Raw genomic sequence first — 22,973 nt, 5'->3', positions numbered from 1 at the left:
TTCTACAGCCCTAATTCTTCCACTGCTATTTGTCTCATCTCTACTTTTCTTACCTTACCTGATATGGTCATTGGAAATTCTGATACGAACTTCCAATACTTCGGTATTCTGAAGTGGGCTATCTTCTCCGTACAGAAGCCTTTTAATTCTTCACCTGTCAAGGTTATGCCTGGTTTTAAGATTACCCACGCCATAATCTCTTCTCCATATTTCTCATCTGGAACCCCGATAACCTGCACATCTGCAATAGAGGGATGAGTGTATAAGAAGTCTTCTATCCACTTCGGAGATATATTCTCCCCTCCGCGAATAATAAGGTCTTTAATACGCCCTGTAATCGAAATATACCCTTGATCATCCATAGTAGCCAAGTCTCCTGTATGCATCCATCTATTCTCATCTAATACTTCAGAAGTGAGTGTACGATTATTCCAATATTTCAGCATCACTGAATACCCACGTGTACACAGTTCGCCTGCTTCTCCTCTAGGAACTATTCTACCTGTTTCTGGGTCTATAATTTTGATTTCTAGATGGTCTTGTACAGTTCCTACCGTAGTTGTCTGTTTGACAATATCAATACCGATATGCGTTTGGGTAGATACAGGTGAAGTCTCAGTCATACCGTAGCAGATACTTACTTCCTCCATATTCATCTCTGTCTTCACGCGACGCATTACTTGCTCAGGACACAGTGAGCCAGCCATCACTCCCGTTCTCAAAGAGGTAAGGTCATACTCTTTAAAGTCTGGCAACTGTAGCTCAGCGATAAACATAGTAGGCACTCCATATAATGAAGTACACTTCTCGTCTTGTACTACCTGAAGAGTCTTAGCTGGGTCAAATCCGTCATTTGGAATCACGATCGTAGCTCCATGAGAGGTACAACACAGATTGCCTATAACCATCCCAAAACAGTGATAAAAAGGCACAGGAATACAGACTCTATCTACTGTAGTGTACTTTAAACGCTTGCCGATAAAATAACCGTTGTTTAGGATATTATGATGTGTAAGGGTTACTCCTTTAGGGAAACCTGTAGTCCCTGAAGTATATTGTATATTAACAGCTTCTCCGAACTGTACAGAGTCTTCTATAATAGCTAGTTCTCCATCTGTTATCTGATCGCTATCTGATAAGAAAGTATCCCATTCTTCTCCTAAGAAAACAACTTCTTTTAACGAAGGACAATCTTCAAAAATCAAGGAAATAATCTTTCGGTAATCACTACTTTTAAAACTTGGAGCAGATACGATAAGGGATATTTCAGATTGATTAACCGCAAACTCGATCTCATGTGCTCGATAAGCAGGGTTAATATTAACTAATATCACACCTATACGAGCAGTAGCATACTGCATAAGCACCCATTCATAACAGTTGGGTGCCCATATCCCTACGCGATCTCCTTTCTGTATATTGTGCGCTAATAATGCTTTTGCAACTTGAGTAGTAAGGTTATAGAACTCTTGATACGTTGCTCTGAATCCCTGATGAACGCTGACTAATGCCTCATTATTGGGGTATCGATCTGTTATCTTTTTTAGATTCTGTCCTATGGTTTCTCCTAACAATGGTGTATCAGAGGCACCATGCACATAAGAAATAGTATTCATAAATATAGTTTTTTGTTGGTTTTTCTAAAGTACGAAATTTTATATACAATTCACTTTATATAATTAATTGCTATAAAGAATCTTAGCAGTAGTACATAAAAGGCATCATTATTCTCAAAAAATTATTCTATTCTCTAACTGCCTTCTCTTAGTAAAACAAATAAGTAATTAATACCATAAATACGGAGAAGACAATAATATATAACATATTATAAATCAGCAACTTTACAGTACCTCTCCATGTATAATTAAAAAAGATGAAGATGAAGCAACTATAATCAATGGTAGAAAAAAACGATATTAATAAAAGCTAGTACTATAATGGTAATTTCCTGCATCGATTAGACCTTACCTACCTCACTGTCAAACTACGTTAAAGAAATGTATTGTAAAGCAAGAATAGGATATCGAAGTACCTTATTCTTGGTTTTTATATTATTCTATTTCTCTTTTTAGGGAGTTTTTGGAAAATAAACTAGAACATTATAAATTTGCAGAATCAAACGTACTTAAAGCAATGAGAGTACAGTGTACTGATCAACGATAAAATATAAGTATTAAATAACTCTACCTTCCTTTCTCTAAAAGAGTTATTTCTCGACCTATTTCTTCAAAAACTTAGCTACAAAAGAGGAAATATTATCGCTGATTAAAACAATCAAATTAAAATATTACTAAAAAATAGGATAAAACAGTTAGTAATTCGTACATTTAAGGATAATTACCAACCCTATTTTAGGTAAACATAATGAATTAGAAAATGACAAAAAAAATTAAACATAAAAAGAGTAAAGCATTTGACTTTGCTCCAAAAATATTAAAATTCTTATCTAAGAATACGACTAAAACGTATAACTATAAACAGATCGCTGCTCAATTAGAAATAAACGATACTCAAGGTAGAAATGAGATTATCAAAGAGCTTAAACACCTTATAGCTAAAGGTAAAATAGAAGAGATCGAAACTGGTAAATACAGATTCATCCCTAAAGCAAATTATGTAGAAGGTTATATCGATATGACTTCTCGTAAGACTGCTTATCTAGTAGTAGAAGGAGTAGAGGATGATGTATTTATCCCAACAAATAACCTAAACAAGGCTTTAGATGGTGACTTCGTTAAAGCCTATATCTACAACAAACGAAAAGGTAAAAAACCTGAAGGAGAAGTAGTAGAAATCTTAGAAAGACACAAAAAACAATTTGTGGGAGTTATCGAGATTCAGAAGAACTTTGCTTTCGTATCTACTGCAGATGCTAAGATGTACACAGATATATTCGTTCCTAAAGAAAAAGTAGGAGAGGCACGAGATGGAGATGTAGTCGTAGTAGAAATAGAAGATTGGCCAGAGAAAGCAGATAGTCCATTCGGTAAAGTGATGAAAGTACTTGGTAAACAAGGAGAGCACAATACTGAAATACACGCTATTTTAGCTGAATATGGATTAACAGCTGAATTCCCTAAAGAAGTAGATGACTATGCTAATCACTTAGATACTTCTATCACTGAAGAGGAAATAGCGAAGCGTAGAGATATGCGTGATATTCTTACGTTCACGATTGACCCTAAAGATGCAAAAGACTTCGATGACGCTTTATCATTCAGACAATTAGAAAATGGATTCTACGAAATAGGTATTCACATCGCTGACGTATCTCACTATGTAAAAGAAGGTACTATCCTAGATGAAGAGGCTTATAACAGAGCTACTTCTGTGTATCTAGTAGATAGAACTGTACCTATGTTACCTGAGGTGTTATCTAACTTTGCTTGTTCGTTAAGACCAAATGAAGATAAATATACCTTCTCTGCTGTATTTGAATTAGACGATAAAGCAGAAATCAGAAACAAATGGTTTGGTCGTACTGTAACGCATTCTGATCAACGTATGGCTTACGAAGAAGCTCAGTATATCATTGATTCTAAAGACAGAGTTATTCCTGCTGATATCTCTCTTACAGGAGAAGATCAAGAAATAAGTGAAGAAGTAGCTGATGCAGTATTAAAGCTAAATGAATTAGCGATGATCATGCGTAAGAACCGTATGTCAGATGGTGCTATTTCTTTTGATAAAGTAGAGGTTAAGTTTAACCTAAACGAAGCTGCTGAGCCAGTAGGTGTATTCTTTAAGCAATCAAAAGAAGCTAATCATTTGATTGAGGAATTCATGTTGTTAGCAAATAGAAAAGTATCTGAGTTTATTGGTAAACAAAAGAAAACATTCGTATATCGTATTCACGACGAGCCTGATCAAGAGAAGTTATTTGGTCTTCAGACTGTGATTGCACGCTTTGGACATAATATTAACTTTAAGTCTAAGTCTAGCATCTCTAAGTCTATAAACAAACTTCTAAAAGATGTAGAAGGTAAAAAAGAACAAAACTTAGTAGATACTCTAGCGATTAGATGTATGAGTAAAGCGAGTTATTCTACTAATAATATTGGGCACTATGGATTAGCGTTTGATTACTACTCACACTTTACATCACCTATTCGTCGTTATCCTGACGTAATGGCTCATAGATTATTACAACATTATTTAGACCATGGTGACAACGTAAATCCAGAGTTATATGAAGTAAAATGTTCACATTGTTCTTCTAGAGAGAACCTAGCTGCTAATGCAGAAAGAGATAGTATCAAATACATGCAAGTGAAGTATATGCAAGATCAACAAGGTACAGAATTCTTGGGTGTTATATCAGGTGTTACAGAATGGGGTATCTATGTAGAGATAGTAGATAACAAATGTGAAGGTATGGTACGTATTAGAGAAATAAAAGAAGACTATTACGTATTCGAAGAGAAACAATATGCATTAGTAGGACAAGCAACGAAAAAGATGCTTCAACTAGGTGATGAGGTTATCGTTACTGTTAAGAATGCAGATCTTGTAAAAAAACAATTAGATTTCAACTATATTAAAAAGGTAAACTAAGATGAAAAAAATCGTTTTATTCATTGCTGTAATGGCAAGTACAATTTCTTTTGCACAAAAAACGAAATCAATAGGAGACTTTTCAAAAGTTAATGTTTTTGATCAAATTTCAGTAACTTTAGTTCCTGGAGAAGAGGGCAAAATAGAAATTGAAGGAGATAAAGAAGACTATGTAAACGTAGTAAACAAGAACGGAGCATTAAAAATAAAGATGAACTTCGTAAATAGTTTTCAAGGAGATGACATCAAAGTAAAACTATATTACAACAAGCTATCTGAAGTAGTAGCAGGTGAAGGAGCTACTATAAAAGGAGAAACTCCTATCAAAGCAACTACGCTAACTATAAATGCGAAGACTGGCGGAATGATTAATCTAAATATAGATGTAGACAAAGCAATTGTTAAATCAAGTGCGGGTTCAGTTATTACACTAGAAGGAAAAGCAAATGTACAAGATGTACTGAATAGTTCTGGTGCTAAAGTAAAGAGTCAAAACCTAGAAACAAATCAAACTATTGTTACCGTGAATGCTGGTGGTGTTGCAGAAGTAAGAGCTACTGAATTAGTAGAGGCAAAGGTTAGAGCAGGTGGAGAAATCAGAGTTCATGGAAACCCTAAAACCATTAATGAAAAGAATGTTCTAGGTGGAGTAATTAAAAAAGTAGATTAGTAATAATACGTTTTTATACAAAAAAATGTATCTTGCAAAAGATTATGAATAAATGCCAATTCTAGAATTGGCATTTTTTAATTATATAAGATGTTTGATGATTTATTAACAGGTGTCACTCTTGGATTCTTTCTGAGTTTTATGATAGGACCTGTTTTTTTTATTCTTATTGAGACAAGTATTACAAGAGGGTTTAAGGCAGCTATAGCCTTCGATATAGGTGTTATATTAGCTGATGCGGTATTCTTCGCTATAGCGTTCTTTAGTAGCTTTAAATTAATCAATGCGATAAAGGATGACCCTGCACTATTCCTTTTTGGAGGAATGATTATGCTTACTTATGGTATTATCTCTTTTATCAAACTAAAAAAGGTACAAGTACAAACCTTACAAATAGCCCCTCCTAATCTAAGACGTGAATACTTAAACTTATTTGCAAAAGGGTTCTTACTCAATTTTATCAATGTAGGAGTACTCGGTTTTTGGTTGGGGATTATTATAACATTAGGCCCGCAGATGGATATGAATCCTAATAAGATGTTTACCTTCTTTGGGTTCACTATTCTAGCGTACTTCGTTACAGATCTTTTCAAGATATTCTTAGCAAAGAAACTACGCGAGAAGCTTACAGCAACCAATATCTTAAAGATAAAAAAAATAAGCAGTATCGTTATTATGGTATTCGGACTAGTCATTATGATTAAAGGAATACTTCCAAAATCTGCAGATAATCATATCAATCTCCCTCTACCTAATCTAGAGAGTAAAAAATAAAAAGAAAGGACTTAGTAAATTACTAAGTCCTTTCTTTTTATAATACGAATAACGTTAACTATAATGCATAAAAAAAGGATAGTGAAATCACTATCCTTTAGTTGAGGCTTCGAGCGGATTCGAACCGCTGTAGACGGTTTTGCAGACCGCTTCCTAGCCACTCGGACACGAAGCCTTGTCCTTGAATTGGATTGCAAACTTACTAAATATTTTGATATTTCAAAACCAATTAATGTACTTTTTTACAACAATTCAAGACGATATTATCTAACTCCTTGCATTTCAACAGTTACATATTCTACATCACCACCTACAGGAGGGTTTATTTTAGAGACTAATACTGTTATTTCTTCTACCATTCTTATTTCTAGGATTACTCTATCGATGATTCGTTGTGCTACATGCTCTAATAACTTAGATCGAATAGCCATCTCTTCCTTCACGATTGTATTTAAGTGAACGTAATCTATAGAATGTTTCAAATCATCTGTAGAAGCAGCCATCGTAAAATCTCCTTTCGCAATTAAATCTACTCGGTAATCCGAACCTATTTTTGCCTCTTCATCCATACATCCATGAAAAGAAAACGTTCTAATATTGTTTAATCTAATTATTCCCATAACACATTTGTTTGTTTAATAATGGCTAAAAGTACAAATTATTTGCCTCCTATAATTCATAATATGCTAAAAGACTATCAGCTTTTGATTAGTTTTTTGATACCTTTGTAGTTATAATAATTATTTCCATGTCAACAAAAGAGAAATCATTAAACTTTATTGAGCAAATCATTGAAGAAGATATCAAGAATGGTTTGCCAACAGAAAAACTTCATTTCCGTTTTCCGCCTGAGCCTAATGGTTATTTGCATTTAGGTCACGCGAGTTCTATTTGTTTAAACTTTGGATTAGGTCTTAAATACAATGCGCCTGTGAACTTGCGCTTTGATGATACCAATCCTTCTAAAGAAGAACAGGAGTTTGTTGACGCAATCAAGCAAGACGTAGAGTGGCTAGGGTACAAATGGGCAAATGAAGTTTATGCATCTGACTATTTCCAACAGCTATACGACTGGGCTGTCCAAATGATTAAGGACGGTAAAGCTTATGTTGATAGCCAAACTTCAGAAGAAATGGCTCAGCAAAAAGGTACTCCATCTACAGTAGGTGTAGATAGTCCATATAGAAATAGATCTGTAGAAGAGAACCTTGATTTATTCGAGAGAATGAAGAATGGCGAATTTGAAGAAGGAACTCATATTTTACGTGCTAAGATAGACATGGCACATACAAATATGCTTATGCGTGATCCTATCATGTATAGAATCATGAAAAAAGCACACCACAGAACGAATAATGACTGGTGTATATACCCTATGTATGACTGGGCTCACGGAGAGAGTGACTACCTAGAGAGCATCTCACATTCATTCTGTACATTAGAGTTCTTACCTCACAGAGAATTATATGATTGGTTTTTAGATCAAGTGGTAGAGGAGAATAAGATAAGACCTAAACAACGCGAATTCGCTAGAAGAAACTTATCACATACAGTAGTAAGTAAGCGTAAGCTAGCTCGTCTAGTAAGCGAAGGACACGTGACAGGATGGGATGACCCACGTATGTCTACGATATCAGGACTGAGAAGAAGAGGATACACAGCAGCTTCTATTAGAAACTATGCTGATACGATAGGTATCGCTAAGCGTGATAATCTTATCGATGTATCTCTATTAGAATTCTGCATTAGAGAAGACCTTAATAAGATAGCTCCTCGTGTGATGGCAGTATTAGATCCTGTAAAACTAGTAATCACTAACTATCCAGAAGGACAAGAAGAGTGGCTAGATGCAGAGAATAACCCTGAAGAAGAAGTAATGACTTTCCGTAAAGTGCCTTTCTCTAAAGAACTTTATATCGAAAGAGAAGACTTCAAAGAAGAAGCGAATAGCAAATTCTTTAGATTGACTTTAGGAAAAGAAGTACGTCTTAAAAATGCTTATATCATCAAAGGTGAAAGCGTAGTAAAAGATGAGAATGGCAACATCACTGAGATACATGCTACTTATGATGCTGACAGTAGAAGTGGTAGTGGATCTGAAGCGAGCAAACGAAAAGTAAAAGGAACTATACACTGGGTATCTGTACCTCATGCAGTAGAAGCAGAAGTGCGTATCTATGACCGTCTATTCGTAGATGAGAACCCTGATGGTAATAAAGAGGTAGACTTCTTAGATTTTATCAATCCTAACTCATTAGAGGTAGTGAAAGGATATCTAGAACCAAGTCTAAGTACGGCAGTAGAAGGAGATAAATTCCAATTCCAACGTTTAGGCTATTTCTGTGTAGATAAAAACAGTACTCCAGAAGCACTAGTATTCAATAAAACCGTAGGTTTAAGAGATACTTGGGCAAAAGTAGAACAAAAGTAATACTTCGATAAAAATTACACAAAAGCAGTGTTTTAACTAAAAATTAACGGTTAAAACACTGCTTTTTTTATATCTTAGAGTATTAATCATTTTAAAAATTAAAAGCTATGTCAAATCAATTAGGAAATACAGCTATCGCAGTATTAGCTGGAGTAGTAGTAGGAGCAGGTTTAGGAATATTATTTGCACCTGACGAAGGAAAAAAAACACGTAAAAAAATCAAAAAAACATTTAATGAGTCAAAAGATGATTTAAGTGATAAAATTGATGAATTAAAAAAACAAGTACGTCAAACTGTAGCAAAAAAGAAACAAGATTTCGAAGCTGGATTTGATGAATTTTTAGCTCATACAGAAGACAAAAAAGACGACGTAATCGCTGCTTTAGAAAAAAAATTAGCAGAGTTAAAGTCTAAAGGAAACAGTATAGCTGAAAGCGCTAAGAAGTAATCAAGTAGTATATAAGAAATGGCATTTAAAGATATAAAAGAGAATCTAGACGACATTAAGACTAACTCTGAAGAGTTTATTAATACTAGTTTAGATTACTATCGCTTATGGGGGTTTAAGATTACAGCCAAAGCTGGAAGCAAGTTTATGACTTTACTTCTAGTATGTCTGTTTGTTATGATGTCTCTACTTTTCTTATCTTTATTTGCAGCTTATGCTTTAGCAGCTTGTCTTGAGAGTACAGCTCTAGGTTTTTTACTAGTAGCAGCATTCTATATGCTCATCGCTGTATTAGCTTATCTATTTAGAAAACCTCTAGTAGAGAAACCATTTCTTAGAAAGTTATCTGAGATAATATTTAACGATTAAAACTGGTACGATGAGAAAGTCTTATTCTTCTTTTGAAGAAATCAAATATGATCTAGAAGTTCTAAAACTGAAAAAAGATATACACTATCACAAAGTCTTTAGAGCAGTAGATAATATAAAAACAGAATTATCACCTGATAGAGTCGTTAGAAATACATTAGGCTCAGTTACATCTTATGTAAAAGGTTCGAGTAATATCCAAGCGTTTTTAATAACAACTGCTTTAAAATACTTCTTTAAGAATAGATCTAAAAACAAATAGTTTTTTAATAAGAAAGGGCTCCATGTACATGGAGCCCTTTTTGTATTTATTCATCTTCTAAGCCATCTTCATAGCTTGATGAGTAATCATTATATTCTTTAGAAGATAAGTCCTCAGAACGCTTAGAAACACCTTCCACTGTACTCATTTCTTTTATCTTGCTACTAGCTGCAAATGAAGCTACCATATTCGTAAGCATATCGCTCGCTGCTGATGGTGCATTTGGTAATAGGATTAAGTTAGAACGGCTATCAGCTCCTACAGACTGTAACGTATCATAGTGTTGTGTCACCACGATTAGCGCAGAAGCTTCTTGTGAGTTAATACCTACTTTATTTAATACATCCACACTCTCTACCAGTCCTTGTGCAATCTCTCTACGTTGATCAGCGATACCCTGTCCTTGTAAGCGCTTAGATTCAGCCTCAGCCTTTGCTTTCGCTACGATACGGATTCTACTTGCCTCTGCTTCATACTCTGCAGCTACTTTCTCTCTATCCGCTGCATTAATACGGTTCATCGCATTTTTTACCTGGATATCAGGGTCGATATCCGTGATAAGTGTATTGATGATATCATATCCATATGTTGTCATCGCCTCATTTAATTCTCGTTTCACCGCGATAGCAATATTATCTTTTCGCTCGAACACATCATCTAAGATCAGCTTAGGTACTTCTGCACGCACTACGTCGAATACATACGAAGTAATCTGGTCATGAGGATATTCTAGCTTGTAGAACGCATCTTCTACTCTATCTTGGATAACCTTAAACTGAATAGAAACTTTCAGTTTAACGAATACGTTATCTTTCGTTTTAGTCTCGATTAATACATCTAATTGTTGGATACGAAGATTTACCACTCCTGCCTTTCTATCCACAAAAGGTATTTTGATTTGTAATCCAGAATGTCTAATACTATTAAATCTTCCGAATCGTTCAATGATCACAGCTGACTGCTGCTTCACTGTAAAAAAGCCAAGAAGTAACAATATAATTACCGCTCCGACTATAAAGTACATTGGTGTCATAGTGCAATTTTTATGAATTATTCTGTTAAAATAAATATTTATATCCTTATTTAAAAGAATAATTCATTTTTTATTACTTTGTCAGTATAATATTAGCAAAAAGCAGGTTCAATTGACTATCTTCTATATACTCTATTTCTGGAAATAAAGGAATCAGATATTCTTTTACAGCCTTAGCAGGTATCGCTAGTACAAGTACCTTCTCTGACTTTTTTAATAAGATCATAGGTATCTCAGTACCATTCTCTAGCGTAAAACTAAGTTCACCTAGTCTATGATTCCATTTGAAGTTAGTTTTGCCCATTTGACAGCCTTGTACATAGTGATTGAAGTGACCTGTAAAGTCTTTTTGGAGTACTAATATATCTTTATTACAGCTAGGAGTATGAGGATAAGGAGAGCTAAATACTGCCTGTCCTATAAGAGGTTTTACGTCTATCTGCTGAGGTGTCCATTCTCCAATCAAGTGCTTTTGAACAAATTTTATCCACTCACTCTCAGCGTTAGATCCTCCATTGTCATCACTAGAACAACTATTAAATACTAAACCCGCGAATAAAAATAAAATAATATAACTGACCTTTTTCATAGCATTACGTTTTAATACACACCTAAATTTAGGCATTTATATCCAAAATATCACAGAATATTTAATAATAAAAAAGAGGTCTAAACGATGTTCAGACCTCTTCTATATCTTATTTATTCGCTTCTACAGCGATAGCTAATCTTTCTAAAGTTTCCTCTTTACCGATCATCTCAATGATGTCAAATAAGTCTGGCCCCTTCACAGCACCTACTAGACTAAGGCGAAGTGGTTGCATCACTTTGCCCATTCCGATACCTTGCTCATTGATCCAATCCTTCACGATAGACTCTATATTCTTCGCTTCGAATGCCTCAATACCTTTTATTACATCAGACACTTGCGTCATAATATCAGAGGTATCTTCTTTCCAATTCTTTAATGCCTTAGCATCGTATTCTGTTGGCTTTATGAAGAAGAAATCACTCAACTCATAGAAATCAGCTACGAATGTTGCTCTCTCTTTGATTAATCCTACTACTTTCTCTACATAAGCATCTGTCGCCTCGATACCATTCTCTTTTAAGATTACTTGGTATGCCTTAGCTAAGTCAGCATCGCTTTGTAGTTTCAGATAGTGCTGATTAAACCATTTGTTCTTCTCTGGATCAAACTTAGCACCTGCCTTGTGTACACGTGTTAAATCGAACTTCTCTACTAGCTCTTCTAATGAGAAAATCTCTTGATCTGTACCGTCATTCCATCCTAGTAAAGCTAGGAAGTTCACCACAGTCTCAGGGTAGAATCCTCTCTCTCTATATCCAGAAGATTTCTCACCAGATGTAGGATCTTGCCAATCTAATGGGAACACAGGGAATCCTAGTTTATCTCCATCGCGCTTAGATAACTTACCGTTACCTACTGGCTTAAGGATTAGAGGAAGGTGAGCGAACTCAGGAGCTTCCCATCCGAACGCCTTGTATAACAACTCGTGTAGTGGAAGAGAAGGTAACCACTCTTCACCTCTAATCACGTGTGATGTCTCCATTAGATGGTCATCCACGATATTAGCTAAGTGATATGTCGGCATTCCGTCACTTTTATACAACACTTTATCATCTAATAAGCTCGTTTCGAACTTGATATCGCCTCTGATAATATCTTTTAGATGTAAAGTCTCTCCTACAGGAGTCTTAAAGCGGATAACATAAGCCTCACCATTAGCTATCTTAGCATCCACTTCTTCTTTACTTAATTTAAGAGAAGTGCTCAGCTGCTCTCTATTCGTATGATTATATATAAATGTCTTTCCTTCAGCTTCAGCTACTTTTCTTAATTCGTCTAATTCTTCAGCAGTATCAAAAGCGTAGTATGCCCATCCACTTTCGATCAGTTGATCAGCATATTGTTTGTACAATTCCTTGCGTTCACTCTGTCTATAAGGTCCGAACTTTTCATTCTTACCGATAGTCTCATCAGGTGAAATCCCTAACCATTCTAAAGCTTCTAATATATAAGCCTCAGCTCCTGGTACAAAACGATTTTGGTCAGTATCCTCTATTCTGATATAGAATACCCCGTTGTGCTTTTTAGCGAATAAATAATTGAATAATGCGGTTCTTACGCCACCAATGTGTAATGGTCCTGTTGGACTTGGTGCAAAACGCACGCGAACTTGCTTAGCCATTTTGTTTTAAATTTTTTACAAAGATAAATACTAAGGTCATTTATCTACTGATATTTAGTATAATATTTTATACAAAGCCGAAATCTATCACATCTCACACCTTATATATAGGAGTACATTATCATCAAGATACACCTATATTATATATATACAAACCAAACTGACCAAGAATGACCTTCTTTGATCATAATGACCTACTATGATTATTTTGATCTTAATTGCTTATATTTAAAACTCCTAACTAACACTAAATAAACCTGTTATCTGAATTCAAAATAAATCTGTTCGGATAGTGTTCGGTAATACCCAGTATTTACTTGGGATAGAAGGTTTTTTACCGAACCGTACCAAATTTCTACCCGAACAATCTACTAACTAAATACACTACATTTTCATCTAGTAGAAACTAACAATTCAGGAATATTGTTAATCCAAAATAGACAAAATAACATCCTTTTTAAAAGTGAAAAAAACGCGTTTTTAACCCTCAAAAAACACATCAAAAACTAGGTCAAAATACATTATCAAAATCTCTAAAATAAGGGCAAAAATAACAGTAAAAAAAGCTTATCTAAAAGTGAAAATAGAGAGAACATTTTCCTAAAAAATTTATCTATTCGGTAAAAAAATAAGAAGTAAAAACAATGTAAAAATATTAAAAAAGTACTTCATTATATCGTCCATCATGGATAAAAAAACTCCTCTCCATACCTCAAAAATGAGTATGTAATCTACCCAATCTTACCCCAAATTTCACTAAGTGACTAACCCCAATAATTGCCTCGGGACACTTAATTTTGAACTCAAAAATACAATCGAAACTCTGTTTATAACCTCTATTAGGAGTACAAAAGGTGCTAAAACAGAGATAGTAACTAAGTTTACTATATTTTATAATGTATTATAATACAGCTATTTATCTCCATACACTCCATTGTTAATAAGAAACAGTATAACACTGATATTAAACAAACTAAGAACTAACAATTTGTGTTGATAACTGTAAAAAGTTTAAAAAAAGTATTTTTTGTTTATTTCAAAAAAATTACAATACAGCTCAAGCACACATATTTGCAAATTTATTTTCTAAAACATATTGTGTGGATATTAAGATCAAAAGTATAGGTTGTGAACAGTTTTACACACCCTCATTTATCTAAAAATAACTGTTGATAACGAAAAAGTCTCTTGTTAATAACCAGTCTAAACTATTTATTTTAAATGATTTGTGAATTAACAACCTGTTGATAAGTATTAATAATTGATTTTATAGAATTTATAGAGAAAAGTTATTGTACATATTAACAGACAATACTATACTATTAGTTTATTTTAAAATTTTAAAAAATCTATTTATATATATTATAGTTGTTAATAACGTTGATAAGTGTTTTTGTTTTTCATATTTGGTATTATGTATTGTTGAGTGTGAAATATTGAAATTATAAGGCGTTGTTTTTTAGAGAAGGAATAAGTAAGATGACGGTCAATATTTTTTAAGCCTCTGAGGTTTGCTTATATTTTTTTGATAGAGTAGTTGGTTGTTATATGAAAAATATAGGAAGTTGTTTTTTTAAAAGAGAGGGATTGTTCCTCGTGGAACATTCCGAAATATCGCCTTGTATTTTGCGTATATTTTCGGACAGCGGAAGTAGGGTAAAATATCTAAATTATAAGAGGTTGTTTTTAGTAAAATTTGACTCTGTTTTTGTAACCTTTTTTGTGTAGTTTTTTGGACGTATTATCGCGCGTTTTTTCAATGTGTTTTTTAGGTTAGATTAGAGGAGTTATTTTAGAACTTTTATTCTCTTGTTTTTATTTCGGTGATCATTTTTTTAGACTGAGAAATTTATGAGGTAAGTTGTTTTCTTGTTAATCAAAATCTCTGAAGGTATAATGTGATTTAGTGATCCAGGTGATATTTATGTTTTTCTTCAAAAGTATAAATCTTTGTGTTTTTCGATTTTGTGTTTTTGTTTCTTGAATCTTTATTGATGAGGAGCTAATTGTTCCTCGTGGAACATTTTTAGAGGTTTTTATATTTTTCTTTTTTCAGTGGATTGATTTTAGACAGTACTTATTTTTTCGGTTTAGTGGAGAAAATTTTATTAAGTTGCTTTTTTCTGTTTTTTACTGGATGGGATATATGTTACCAGATTTGAATATTTGAGTTTCGGATTTATTTTCTTGAAAATATAAGTTTGTAGGAAGGATAAATTTTAAGAGAATTAAATTTCTTTGTTTTTAGTCTATTTTTTCAACGCGCTGAGAATCGCGTATATTTTTTTTTCTGACCATTGGTACGTTTTATTGAAAATATGAGAAGAGCAGATTTTCAACTTTTTTTGTTATTTTTATTTTCCGATGGCTCATATTTTTATTTTAATGCTGAATCATAAAAAGTGACGCGTTGAGATTGTCATATTTTCTTTTTTGTTTCACGTGAAAAAAAATAGAGTAGTGGTAGTGCGTTGTTTTTGTATCACTAGATTTTTTTCTAATTGTTATCGATCTAAGTAGGAGTTTGGTTTTCTATTTGCGTAACTTTGGAACTTGCTTAGACAGTATATTATTTATTTGCTTTTGTTTTATATAAAACATCGCTTTATAATTTCAATATATTATTCTCATCAAGTGTTGGTATTAAATATCAAAAGCTAAGCGCGTTGTTTTCGATTAGCTGAGGCTTTTTGAGTCCGGTTTTAGCTATAAGAGGCTAACGAATTAACTATCTGTGTATTTAGTTTGTAAATTTGATATTTTAAGGGCTTTTTAAGTCTATTTTTTATTTTTCCGTGTACCTTTGCAACAATTATTTTTTAATAGAGAAAAAGAATGATATTTTTTAACTATGAAACTGATTTTCAATTAGTTGATGAGACTAAATATGAAGATTGGATAGAGGATATAGTGACTTCAGAAGGATTGATCCCTGGAGATATCAGTTATATATTTTGTGATGATGCTTACTTACATGAGATTAATGTTAAGTATTTAGATCATGATACATTGACAGATATTATCAGTTTTGATTATTGTGAAGGAAAGATTGTCTCTGGTGACATCTTTTTGTCTATAGAAAGAGTACGCGATAATGCTAAGGACTTTAATGTTGATTTTGACGTTGAGTTACTGAGAGTTATGTCTCATGGTGTCTTACATTATTGTGGTTATAAGGATAAATCTCCAGAGGATGAACGCTTAATGCGTAGTAAAGAAGAAGAGAAAATGGCTATGTTCCACGTGGAACAATAGTATTTTTTCGAGTATTTTAATTTTAATGTTTCACGTGGAACAATGAGTATATTCGCTGATAAATATGATGTAATAGTAGTAGGTGGTGGGCACGCTGGTTCTGAAGCTGCTGCTGCTGCTGCAAATATGGGTTCTAAAACTTTATTGATTACAATGAGTTTGCAGAACATCGCTCAAATGTCTTGTAATCCTGCAATGGGAGGTATCGCAAAAGGGCAAATCGTAAGAGAGATAGATGCATTAGGAGGGTATTCTGGTATCGTGTCAGATAAGACTGCGATCCAGTTTAAGATGCTTAATAAATCCAAAGGACCAGCTATGTGGTCTCCTAGAGTACAGTCTGACCGTATGCGTTTTTCTGAGACTTGGAGGCTTATGTTAGAGGGTACGCCTAACCTTGATTTTTATCAGGATATGGTAAAATCTTTGATTATTAAGAATCATAAGATCGAAGGTGTAGTAACTAATCTTGGGTTAGAAATAAAAGCTAAGACGGTTATTTTAACGAATGGTACATTCTTAAATGGGCTTATCCACATCGGAGAAAAACAGTTCGGTGGTGGTAGAGCAGGTGAGGGTGCTGCTTACGGTATAACAGAAGATCTTGTGAAAGCTGGTTTTACTTCTGGAAGAATGAAGACAGGTACACCTCCTAGGGTAGATGGTCGATCATTAGATTATAGTAAGATGGAAGTGCAAGGGGGAGATATTAACCCTTCTAAGTTCTCGTACTTAGATGTGACACAACCATTAGTTCAACAAAGAGACTGTTACATGACGTATACTTCTCCTGAAGTACACGATTTATTAAGAGAAGGATTTGATCGTTCTCCGATGTTCACAGGTAGAATTAAGAGTATAGGACCACGTTATTGTCCGTCGATAGAAGATAAGATTAACCGCTTTGCAGATAAAGATAGACACCAAATATTCGTAGAGCCTGAGGGGTGGAATACTTGTGAGATCTATGTAAATGGATTCTCTACTTCACTACCAGAGGAGGTACAGTTTAAGGCTCTTCGTTCGGTAGCTGGGTTTGAGAATGCTAAGATATTTAGACCTGGATATGCTATCGAATACGATTATTTTCCACCTACACAGTTAAAGCATACGCTTGAAACTAAGCTTGTAGAAGGACTATATTTCGCTGGGCAAATCAACGGTACTACAGGTTATGAAGAGGCAGCTGCGCAAGGGCTAATGGCTGGTATGAATGCTGCTTTAAAAGTAAGAGAAGAAGGGGAGTTAATCCTTAGAAGAGACGAAGCATATATAGGTGTATTAATAGATGATCTAATCACGAAGGGGACAGAAGAGCCTTATAGAATGTTTACATCTCGTGCTGAATACCGTACCTTATTACGTCAAGATAATGCTGACTTTAGATTAACACCGAAGTCTTATGAGCTAGGTTTAGCGTCTGAAGAACGTATGAGAAGAATGGAGCATAAGCAGACTGAAGCAGAAAACTTCGTTCAATTCTTTAAAGAAACAAGTGTAAAAACAGAGGAGGCTAATCCTATTTTAGAAGAGAAAGGATCTTCTCTAATGAGTCAACCTGATAAGATGTTTAAGGTATTCTCTCGTCCACAAATCGAGCTAGAAGATATCCTTAAATTCGAAAAGGTAAAGACGTATATAGAGGAGCATGATCTTGATCAGGAGATCATAGAGCAAGCAGAAATCCAAGTAAAATACTCTGGGTATATAGAGAAAGAAAAGAATAATGCTGACAAACTTAATAGGCTAGAGGATGTGAGAATCCCTGCTAATTTTGATTATGATAAGATAGTATCTCTATCATTTGAGTCACGTGAGAAGCTTAAAAATATTAAGCCTATTACGATATCTCAAGCTTCTCGTATCAGTGGTGTAACACCTACAGATATCTCTATCTTGTTAATCCATATGGGAAGATAAGTAGCTTTAAAAGCTTTGAATAAATATAAAAGGTTGGTATGTTCCACGTGGAACATACCAACCTTTTTTTATGGATGTAGCTGTATAGAATAATATAGAAGTAGTGTAGCAGGTACATACATTAAGGCATAGAGTAGGTAGAGATATAGTGTATGATCTGTAAAGTTCAGAGTACTTATTTTTGGGTTATTATTAGCAGTTATAGATGTAGTATGCGCTCTATAATTATTTGTGTTTTGTATTGTAAGGGATCGTCTAATACTCTTGTGATTTAACTTTAATAGTGGTGTTGAGTAGATGGTATTTGATGCTTTAGTTTTTTCTTTCTTTTAAATAAGAGGATTAGTTTAGACCTTAATACTATATTAGAAAGTAGTCTTATGTAAATGCTTTTTTCACTTTAGTGAGGACTTATAATTTTACTACACAGAACTAATTGGAGTAGATAAAATAAAGTAGATTATTCGTAAGAGTTTATATTTATGTATAATCATCTTGGTTGTCTTATATCATTTTTTATATTGAGAGTAGGGGATAATATTATGCAATAATTTTATGTGTTATTAGTCTATCTAACTTGACTATTTTTAAGAATCAAAATGAAGTTTAACGAAACTTAGGAAAGAAGCTATCTAGTTCTTTATTTTATATTTTTAGTTAGAGTAATTGTTTAGGATGATTGATTTAGTTTATTGCTTTTTGTTTTTTAAGTGAATTGCTTAGGGTAGTTATTTGAAGTTAAATAATAACTTGAAGTATTCTTTTTGGGCTTTGGTTCTATCTTTTTTTATTTTAAGATTCCATTTAATTAGGTCATTATTTTTTTGTGGTTTTAGAATCAAAGCTGATGTATGTTGTTTATATTTGTGTGGCTTTTAAAACTTCATTGATGGAAATTAATGCAACTATTAAATATTTAGAGGTAGAAGATCATTCTGTTTCTAAAGAGAAATTTGAACTTTATTTAGATGACAAGTTTCAGTTATTAAAAACTGAACCAGTTCCTGATTTGGATAAATTAGATAGTTATTACGAAAGCCCTGAATACATTTCTCATACAGATAGTAAAAAGACTTTCTTCGATAAAGTATATCAAACTATCAAATCAAAAGCAATCCAGAATAAGTACAAAATACTTGAGGATATTAAAAGTGATCAAGGTCTACTTTTAGACATAGGATGTGGGACAGGGGAGTTTCTATTAGAAGGTAAAAATAGAGGTTGGTCTGTTTTAGGTTTTGAACCAAATAGTGGAGCGAGACAATTAAGCTTAAGTAAAGGAATCAACCTAGTGGATTCTCTAGATGATATAGATGATCATTCTGTAGATGTTATTACGATGTGGCATGTGTTAGAACATGTACCTGATCTAGACACACAGATAAAAACTCTTCAACGTATATTAAAAAAAGAAGGCACACTGATCATAGCTGTACCTAATTATAATTCTTACGATGCTAAGTATTATGGTCAATATTGGGCAGCTTATGATGTACCTCGTCACCTTTGGCATTTTTCTCAGAAGTCAATACCATTACTTTTTAAGCCTTACCAATTCGAATTAGTAGAAACGTACCCAATGTTGTTTGATAGTTTTTATGTTTCACTTTTATCAGAACAATATAAAACTGGAAAGAAGAATTGGTTTAAAGCTTTTCGTGTCGGATTAAAATCAAATATTGAAGCAAGAACAAATTTAGAGTACTCTTCCCTAATTTATTATTTAAAAAAGAACTAAGCTACTTTTTAATAGGTTAAGAGGTGTTTTTAGCTCTTTTGAACTGCTATTTCTTATTTTAAAGCGTTTTAAGCGACTTTCTATATAGTGTCTATGTCTTTGTATTCATTTTTTGAGATAATAGTTATTTTTATTGTTTAAATAAGATGTTATATATTAGTATTATCTATATTATAATGTGTGTGTGATAGATTTTTATTATATATTAATTATTTTTATTTAACTGTAAAAAGTTTATTACATTTACAACAGGTTTAAAAAAGCGAAAATGAAAAAAACTATTTTAATGCTAGGTATAGCTGGATTATTATTTTCATGTAATAATAATGCAACTCCTGCTACTGAATTCAAAACTGCTTATGTAGATTCTGCTAAGTTGATGAAGGAGTATGAAGAGATGAAGGATATGGAATCAAAATATAAGATCCAATCTGAAGAAAAAGGAAAAAGCTTAGAAGCTGAAGTTGCTAAGTTCCAACAAGAGGTTCAAAACTTCCAAGCTAATGCTCGTCAAAAAGGTCAAGCATGGGCTGAGCAAACTGCTGCTAACCTTCAAAGAAAAGAGCAAGAATTACAGTTTAAACAACAAACTTTAATGCAAGCTTTACAAAAAGAAAGCGGTGAAGAGATGGAAGCTGTAGTGAAAAAAGTAAAAGAACATATCGCTGAATATGCTAAAAAGAATAACTTAGACTATGTATTCAATACTGAGGATGCGTCTACTGTTATCTATAGCAAAGACGGTAATGATGTTACTGATATCATGATCAAAGAATTAAATGCTAAATATAAAGGTAGTGCTACTCCTGCTAAATTAGAGGAGACAAAACCTGCAGAAAGCAAAGAAGATAAAAAGTAATATCTTTGAATTACTTTAGAGAAAGCTCCTGTTTTAACAGGGGCTTTTTTCGTTTAGTACAGTTTTATTATCGTATTTTGTAAAAAAAAAGGAATGACTAATTTTTCAGAAGAAGCAGAATACGTTTTAAAGTTTATCAATGAGACGAATAGATCTCTTTTTTTGACAGGAAAGGCTGGTACTGGTAAAACTACCTTGTTAAAAGAAATTATTAATACTACCCACAAGAATGCGGTAATAGTGGCTCCTACTGGGATAGCGGCTTTAAATGCTGGTGGAGTGACCATACATTCCTTTTTTCATTTGCCTTTTGCTGCTTTCGTTCCTGATACTAAGAATCCTCCTATTTTTACTGATACAATCAAGTTTGAAAATCGCGTATCGCTAAGACGTCATATGCTGATGAGTAATTCTCGCAGAGCGTTGTTCTTGAACATGGATTTATTGATTATAGACGAGGTCAGTATGTTGCGTGCAGATGTATTAGATGCAATGAACTTTATGCTGCAAACTGTGCGTAAGAGTCAACAGCCTTTTGGTGGTGTACAGGTTCTTTTCATAGGAGATTTACTACAGTTACCTCCTGTTGTGAAGAACCAAGAGTGGGATGTGCTAAAGCGCTATTATGACGGGGTATATTTTTTCCATTCAGAAGTCGTTAGACAGTATCCACCTTTGTACATAGAGTTAGAGAAAGTCTATAGACAGTCAGACCAAGTGTTTATTAACTTGCTTAATAATCTTCGCAATAATCGCGTATCTAGAGAAGATGTGGCACTCTTAAATCAATATACTAAACCTAACTTTAATATAAAAGATAACCCTGGTTATATCACTCTAAGTACGCATAATGCTAAGGCGGATAAGATAAATGAGGACGCACTTAGAGGATTGTTTACCAAGGAGTTTAGCTTTATGCCTGAGGTAGTCGGGGATTTCCCAGAAAAGATATATCCTATCGAGGCTAAAATGACGCTTAAAGAAGGTGCTCAGGTTATTTTTATTAAGAATGATATCTCTCCTGAGAAGCGATTCTACAACGGTAAGATGGGTATAGTGAAGACCTTGACGAAGCATGAGATATTCGTAGAGTTTGAAAATAAAGAAGTCATTGAAGTAGAACGATACGAGTGGCAGAATATAAAATATACGGTAGACCCTAATACTAAGGAGATCGTAGAGGAGGTCTTAGGTACCTTTAGTCATTATCCGCTTAAGCTAGCATGGGCTATTACGGTACATAAGAGTCAAGGGCTTACCTTCGATAAAGCTGTTTTAGACGTATCTAAGGTGTTTTTGCCTGGACAGGCTTATGTAGCCTTATCTAGACTTCGTTCGTTAGATGGATTAGTGTTATTATCACCTATACAGATGAATGGGTTAGTCAATGACGAGGATGTAATGAGCTATGCTGAGAATAAGGCTGGTGCAGAAGAATTAAATCTGCAATTAAAGATAGAAACAAAGAATTTTCTACGAAACTATTTGATACAGACCTATTCTTGGTTTAATCTTAGTACACAGTGGCATACACATCTTTATAGTTATAATGCCGAGGCGGAGAGAAGTAAAAAAAGTGCCTTTATGGGCTGGGCTCAGCGTATGACTAATCACTTAGATGAAATGGTTGTTCACTCAGAGAAATTTGTCAATCAGTTGAGAGCGTTGTTTGAGGAAGAGCCCTTCAGATTTGAGTTTACTAAAGAGCGTGTACTTAAGGCGTATGATTACTTTTTTCCTCGTTTAGACCACATGGTGTTTGAACTATTGTTCACTATAGCACAGGTAAAAACTGCGAAGAAATCAAAGGCGTTCTACGAAGAATTAGTACCGTTAGAAGAGTCATTGCTGAAGACCGTTATTCAGATGAAGAAGGCTTCTATTATGTTACAGTTAATAGAAGAGAATAAGAAGATATGCAAGGAGAATCTGCGCTCACTAGAGATCAGTGAATATAAGATTAACCATTTAGTCAATATCGCTAATCTGATTAGAAGTACTAAACTAGGAGTAGAAGAGGAGGAAGATATAGAAGTATATTCTTCTAGCCCAAAAACGAAGACAAAAGAGAAGAAGAAATCTACCTTCGTTATTACCTTAGAGATGTGGAAAGAGAAGATGAGCATAGAAGATATTGCACTAACTAGAAAGTTGACTACGACTACGATTTATTCTCATATCGGTAAGTTGATTATGGATGGGCATATCACCTTAGAGGAAGTATTGCCAAAAGAACGAATAGAGGAATTAACTGCTTTATTTGAGAAGAGTAAGGGAATGACGTTATCTGAGATTAAAGCGAATGCGGAAGAGGAGTTCTCATGGGAAGAATTAAAACTGTATCAACGCGCAATGGCTCAGAACGAGGAGTAAGGCCTATACTGAGGTGAGTATACTATCATTAGAGAATGAATCTAGTGTGGGGCTTATTTGCTTTTGCTTTGCT

The 22,973-nt window shown here is 33.9% G+C and carries 17 protein-coding genes and 1 tRNA gene; 12 read left to right on the top strand and 6 right to left on the bottom strand.

The features are described from left to right. Positions 1 to 2: 2 nt before the first annotated feature. Entirely contained in the window at positions 3 to 1,616 is a 1,614-nt protein-coding gene (locus tag AABL85_RS01510) for an AMP-binding protein (RefSeq protein ID WP_341308891.1), read from the bottom strand. A gap of 760 nt (positions 1,617 to 2,376) precedes the next feature. Between AABL85_RS01510 and rnr the strand changes: the two genes are divergently transcribed. From rnr to AABL85_RS01495, 3 genes are all read left to right on the top strand, one after another. Further along, positions 2,377 to 4,554, top strand: a complete 2,178-nt coding sequence (gene rnr, locus AABL85_RS01505; protein WP_341308890.1) for a ribonuclease R — start codon at positions 2,377 to 2,379, stop codon at positions 4,552 to 4,554. Position 4,555: 1 nt separating this feature from the next. Then, positions 4,556 to 5,224, top strand: a complete 669-nt coding sequence (locus AABL85_RS01500; RefSeq protein WP_131540366.1) for a head GIN domain-containing protein — start codon at positions 4,556 to 4,558, stop codon at positions 5,222 to 5,224. A gap of 90 nt (positions 5,225 to 5,314) precedes the next feature. Next, positions 5,315 to 5,998 carry a LysE family translocator gene (locus AABL85_RS01495; RefSeq protein WP_006265999.1) on the top strand — a complete coding sequence of 228 codons (684 nt, stop codon included), beginning with the start codon at positions 5,315 to 5,317 and terminating at the stop codon, positions 5,996 to 5,998. A gap of 104 nt (positions 5,999 to 6,102) precedes the next feature. On the opposite strand, the gene AABL85_RS01490 is transcribed toward AABL85_RS01495, so the two are convergent. Together AABL85_RS01490 and folB are read right to left on the bottom strand one after the other, a co-directional pair. After that, positions 6,103 to 6,173 (bottom strand) — tRNA-Cys (locus tag AABL85_RS01490). Between the two features lie 88 nt (positions 6,174 to 6,261). Continuing rightward, on the bottom strand, positions 6,262 to 6,618 hold the full coding sequence (gene folB / locus AABL85_RS01485; RefSeq protein ID WP_006257948.1) for a dihydroneopterin aldolase: 357 nt from the start codon (positions 6,616 to 6,618) through the stop codon (positions 6,262 to 6,264). 128 nt (positions 6,619 to 6,746) lie between these two features. Here folB and AABL85_RS01480 point away from each other — a divergent pair, with 128 nt between their 5' ends. The 4 genes from AABL85_RS01480 (at position 6,747) to AABL85_RS01465 (ending at position 9,509) form a co-directional block, all read left to right on the top strand. After that, positions 6,747 to 8,429 carry a glutamine--tRNA ligase/YqeY domain fusion protein gene (locus AABL85_RS01480; protein WP_341308889.1) on the top strand — a complete coding sequence of 561 codons (1,683 nt, stop codon included), beginning with the start codon at positions 6,747 to 6,749 and terminating at the stop codon, positions 8,427 to 8,429. Positions 8,430 to 8,536: 107 nt separating this feature from the next. Beyond that, positions 8,537 to 8,878, top strand: coding sequence for a YtxH domain-containing protein (locus AABL85_RS01475; RefSeq protein ID WP_341308888.1), 342 nt, complete (start codon positions 8,537 to 8,539; stop codon positions 8,876 to 8,878). Positions 8,879 to 8,896: 18 nt separating this feature from the next. Then, positions 8,897 to 9,247: a phage holin family protein gene (locus tag AABL85_RS01470; protein WP_025125990.1), complete on the top strand. Its 351-nt coding sequence runs from the start codon at positions 8,897 to 8,899 to the stop codon at positions 9,245 to 9,247. Between the two features lie 10 nt (positions 9,248 to 9,257). Further along, positions 9,258 to 9,509, top strand: a complete 252-nt coding sequence (locus AABL85_RS01465) for a DUF6327 family protein (protein ID WP_131540370.1) — start codon at positions 9,258 to 9,260, stop codon at positions 9,507 to 9,509. Positions 9,510 to 9,555: 46 nt separating this feature from the next. On the opposite strand, the gene AABL85_RS01460 is transcribed toward AABL85_RS01465, so the two are convergent. From AABL85_RS01460 to gltX, 3 genes are all read right to left on the bottom strand, one after another. After that, positions 9,556 to 10,542 (bottom strand): SPFH domain-containing protein, encoded by a 987-nt coding sequence (locus AABL85_RS01460; RefSeq protein ID WP_341308887.1) that lies wholly within the window; start codon positions 10,540 to 10,542, stop codon positions 9,556 to 9,558. A gap of 73 nt (positions 10,543 to 10,615) precedes the next feature. Next, positions 10,616 to 11,131, bottom strand: coding sequence for a hypothetical protein (locus tag AABL85_RS01455; RefSeq protein WP_341308886.1), 516 nt, complete (start codon positions 11,129 to 11,131; stop codon positions 10,616 to 10,618). A 109-nt stretch (positions 11,132 to 11,240) separates the two neighbouring features. Then, positions 11,241 to 12,755, bottom strand: a complete 1,515-nt coding sequence (gltX, locus tag AABL85_RS01450) for a glutamate--tRNA ligase (RefSeq protein ID WP_131540373.1) — start codon at positions 12,753 to 12,755, stop codon at positions 11,241 to 11,243. Positions 12,756 to 15,590: 2,835 nt separating this feature from the next. On the opposite strand from gltX, the gene ybeY reads away from it, so the two are divergent. The 5 genes from ybeY to AABL85_RS01425 all read left to right on the top strand — a co-directional run bounded on the left by ybeY (position 15,591) and on the right by AABL85_RS01425 (position 22,900). Further along, complete coding sequence (ybeY, locus tag AABL85_RS01445; protein WP_341308885.1) at positions 15,591 to 16,010, top strand: rRNA maturation RNase YbeY; 420 nt, start codon at positions 15,591 to 15,593, stop codon at positions 16,008 to 16,010. Between the two features lie 42 nt (positions 16,011 to 16,052). After that, a complete protein-coding gene (gene mnmG, locus AABL85_RS01440; RefSeq protein ID WP_286436633.1) occupies positions 16,053 to 17,930 on the top strand; it encodes a tRNA uridine-5-carboxymethylaminomethyl(34) synthesis enzyme MnmG in 1,878 nt (625 codons plus the stop codon). An 889-nt stretch (positions 17,931 to 18,819) separates the two neighbouring features. Next, positions 18,820 to 19,668, top strand: coding sequence for a class I SAM-dependent methyltransferase (locus AABL85_RS01435; RefSeq protein WP_341308884.1), 849 nt, complete (start codon positions 18,820 to 18,822; stop codon positions 19,666 to 19,668). Positions 19,669 to 19,936: 268 nt separating this feature from the next. After that, positions 19,937 to 20,527, top strand: coding sequence for an OmpH family outer membrane protein (locus AABL85_RS01430; protein WP_006262473.1), 591 nt, complete (start codon positions 19,937 to 19,939; stop codon positions 20,525 to 20,527). 93 nt (positions 20,528 to 20,620) lie between these two features. Beyond that, positions 20,621 to 22,900 (top strand): helix-turn-helix domain-containing protein, encoded by a 2,280-nt coding sequence (locus AABL85_RS01425; protein WP_341308883.1) that lies wholly within the window; start codon positions 20,621 to 20,623, stop codon positions 22,898 to 22,900. Positions 22,901 to 22,973 lie beyond the last annotated feature (73 nt).

Origin of the sequence: Myroides odoratimimus, from assembly GCF_038039805.1 — a bacterium.
GTDB classification, from domain to species: Bacteria; Bacteroidota; Bacteroidia; order Flavobacteriales; family Flavobacteriaceae; genus Flavobacterium; species Flavobacterium odoratimimum_B.
This window is presented reverse-complemented; position numbering and strand designations above follow the sequence as displayed.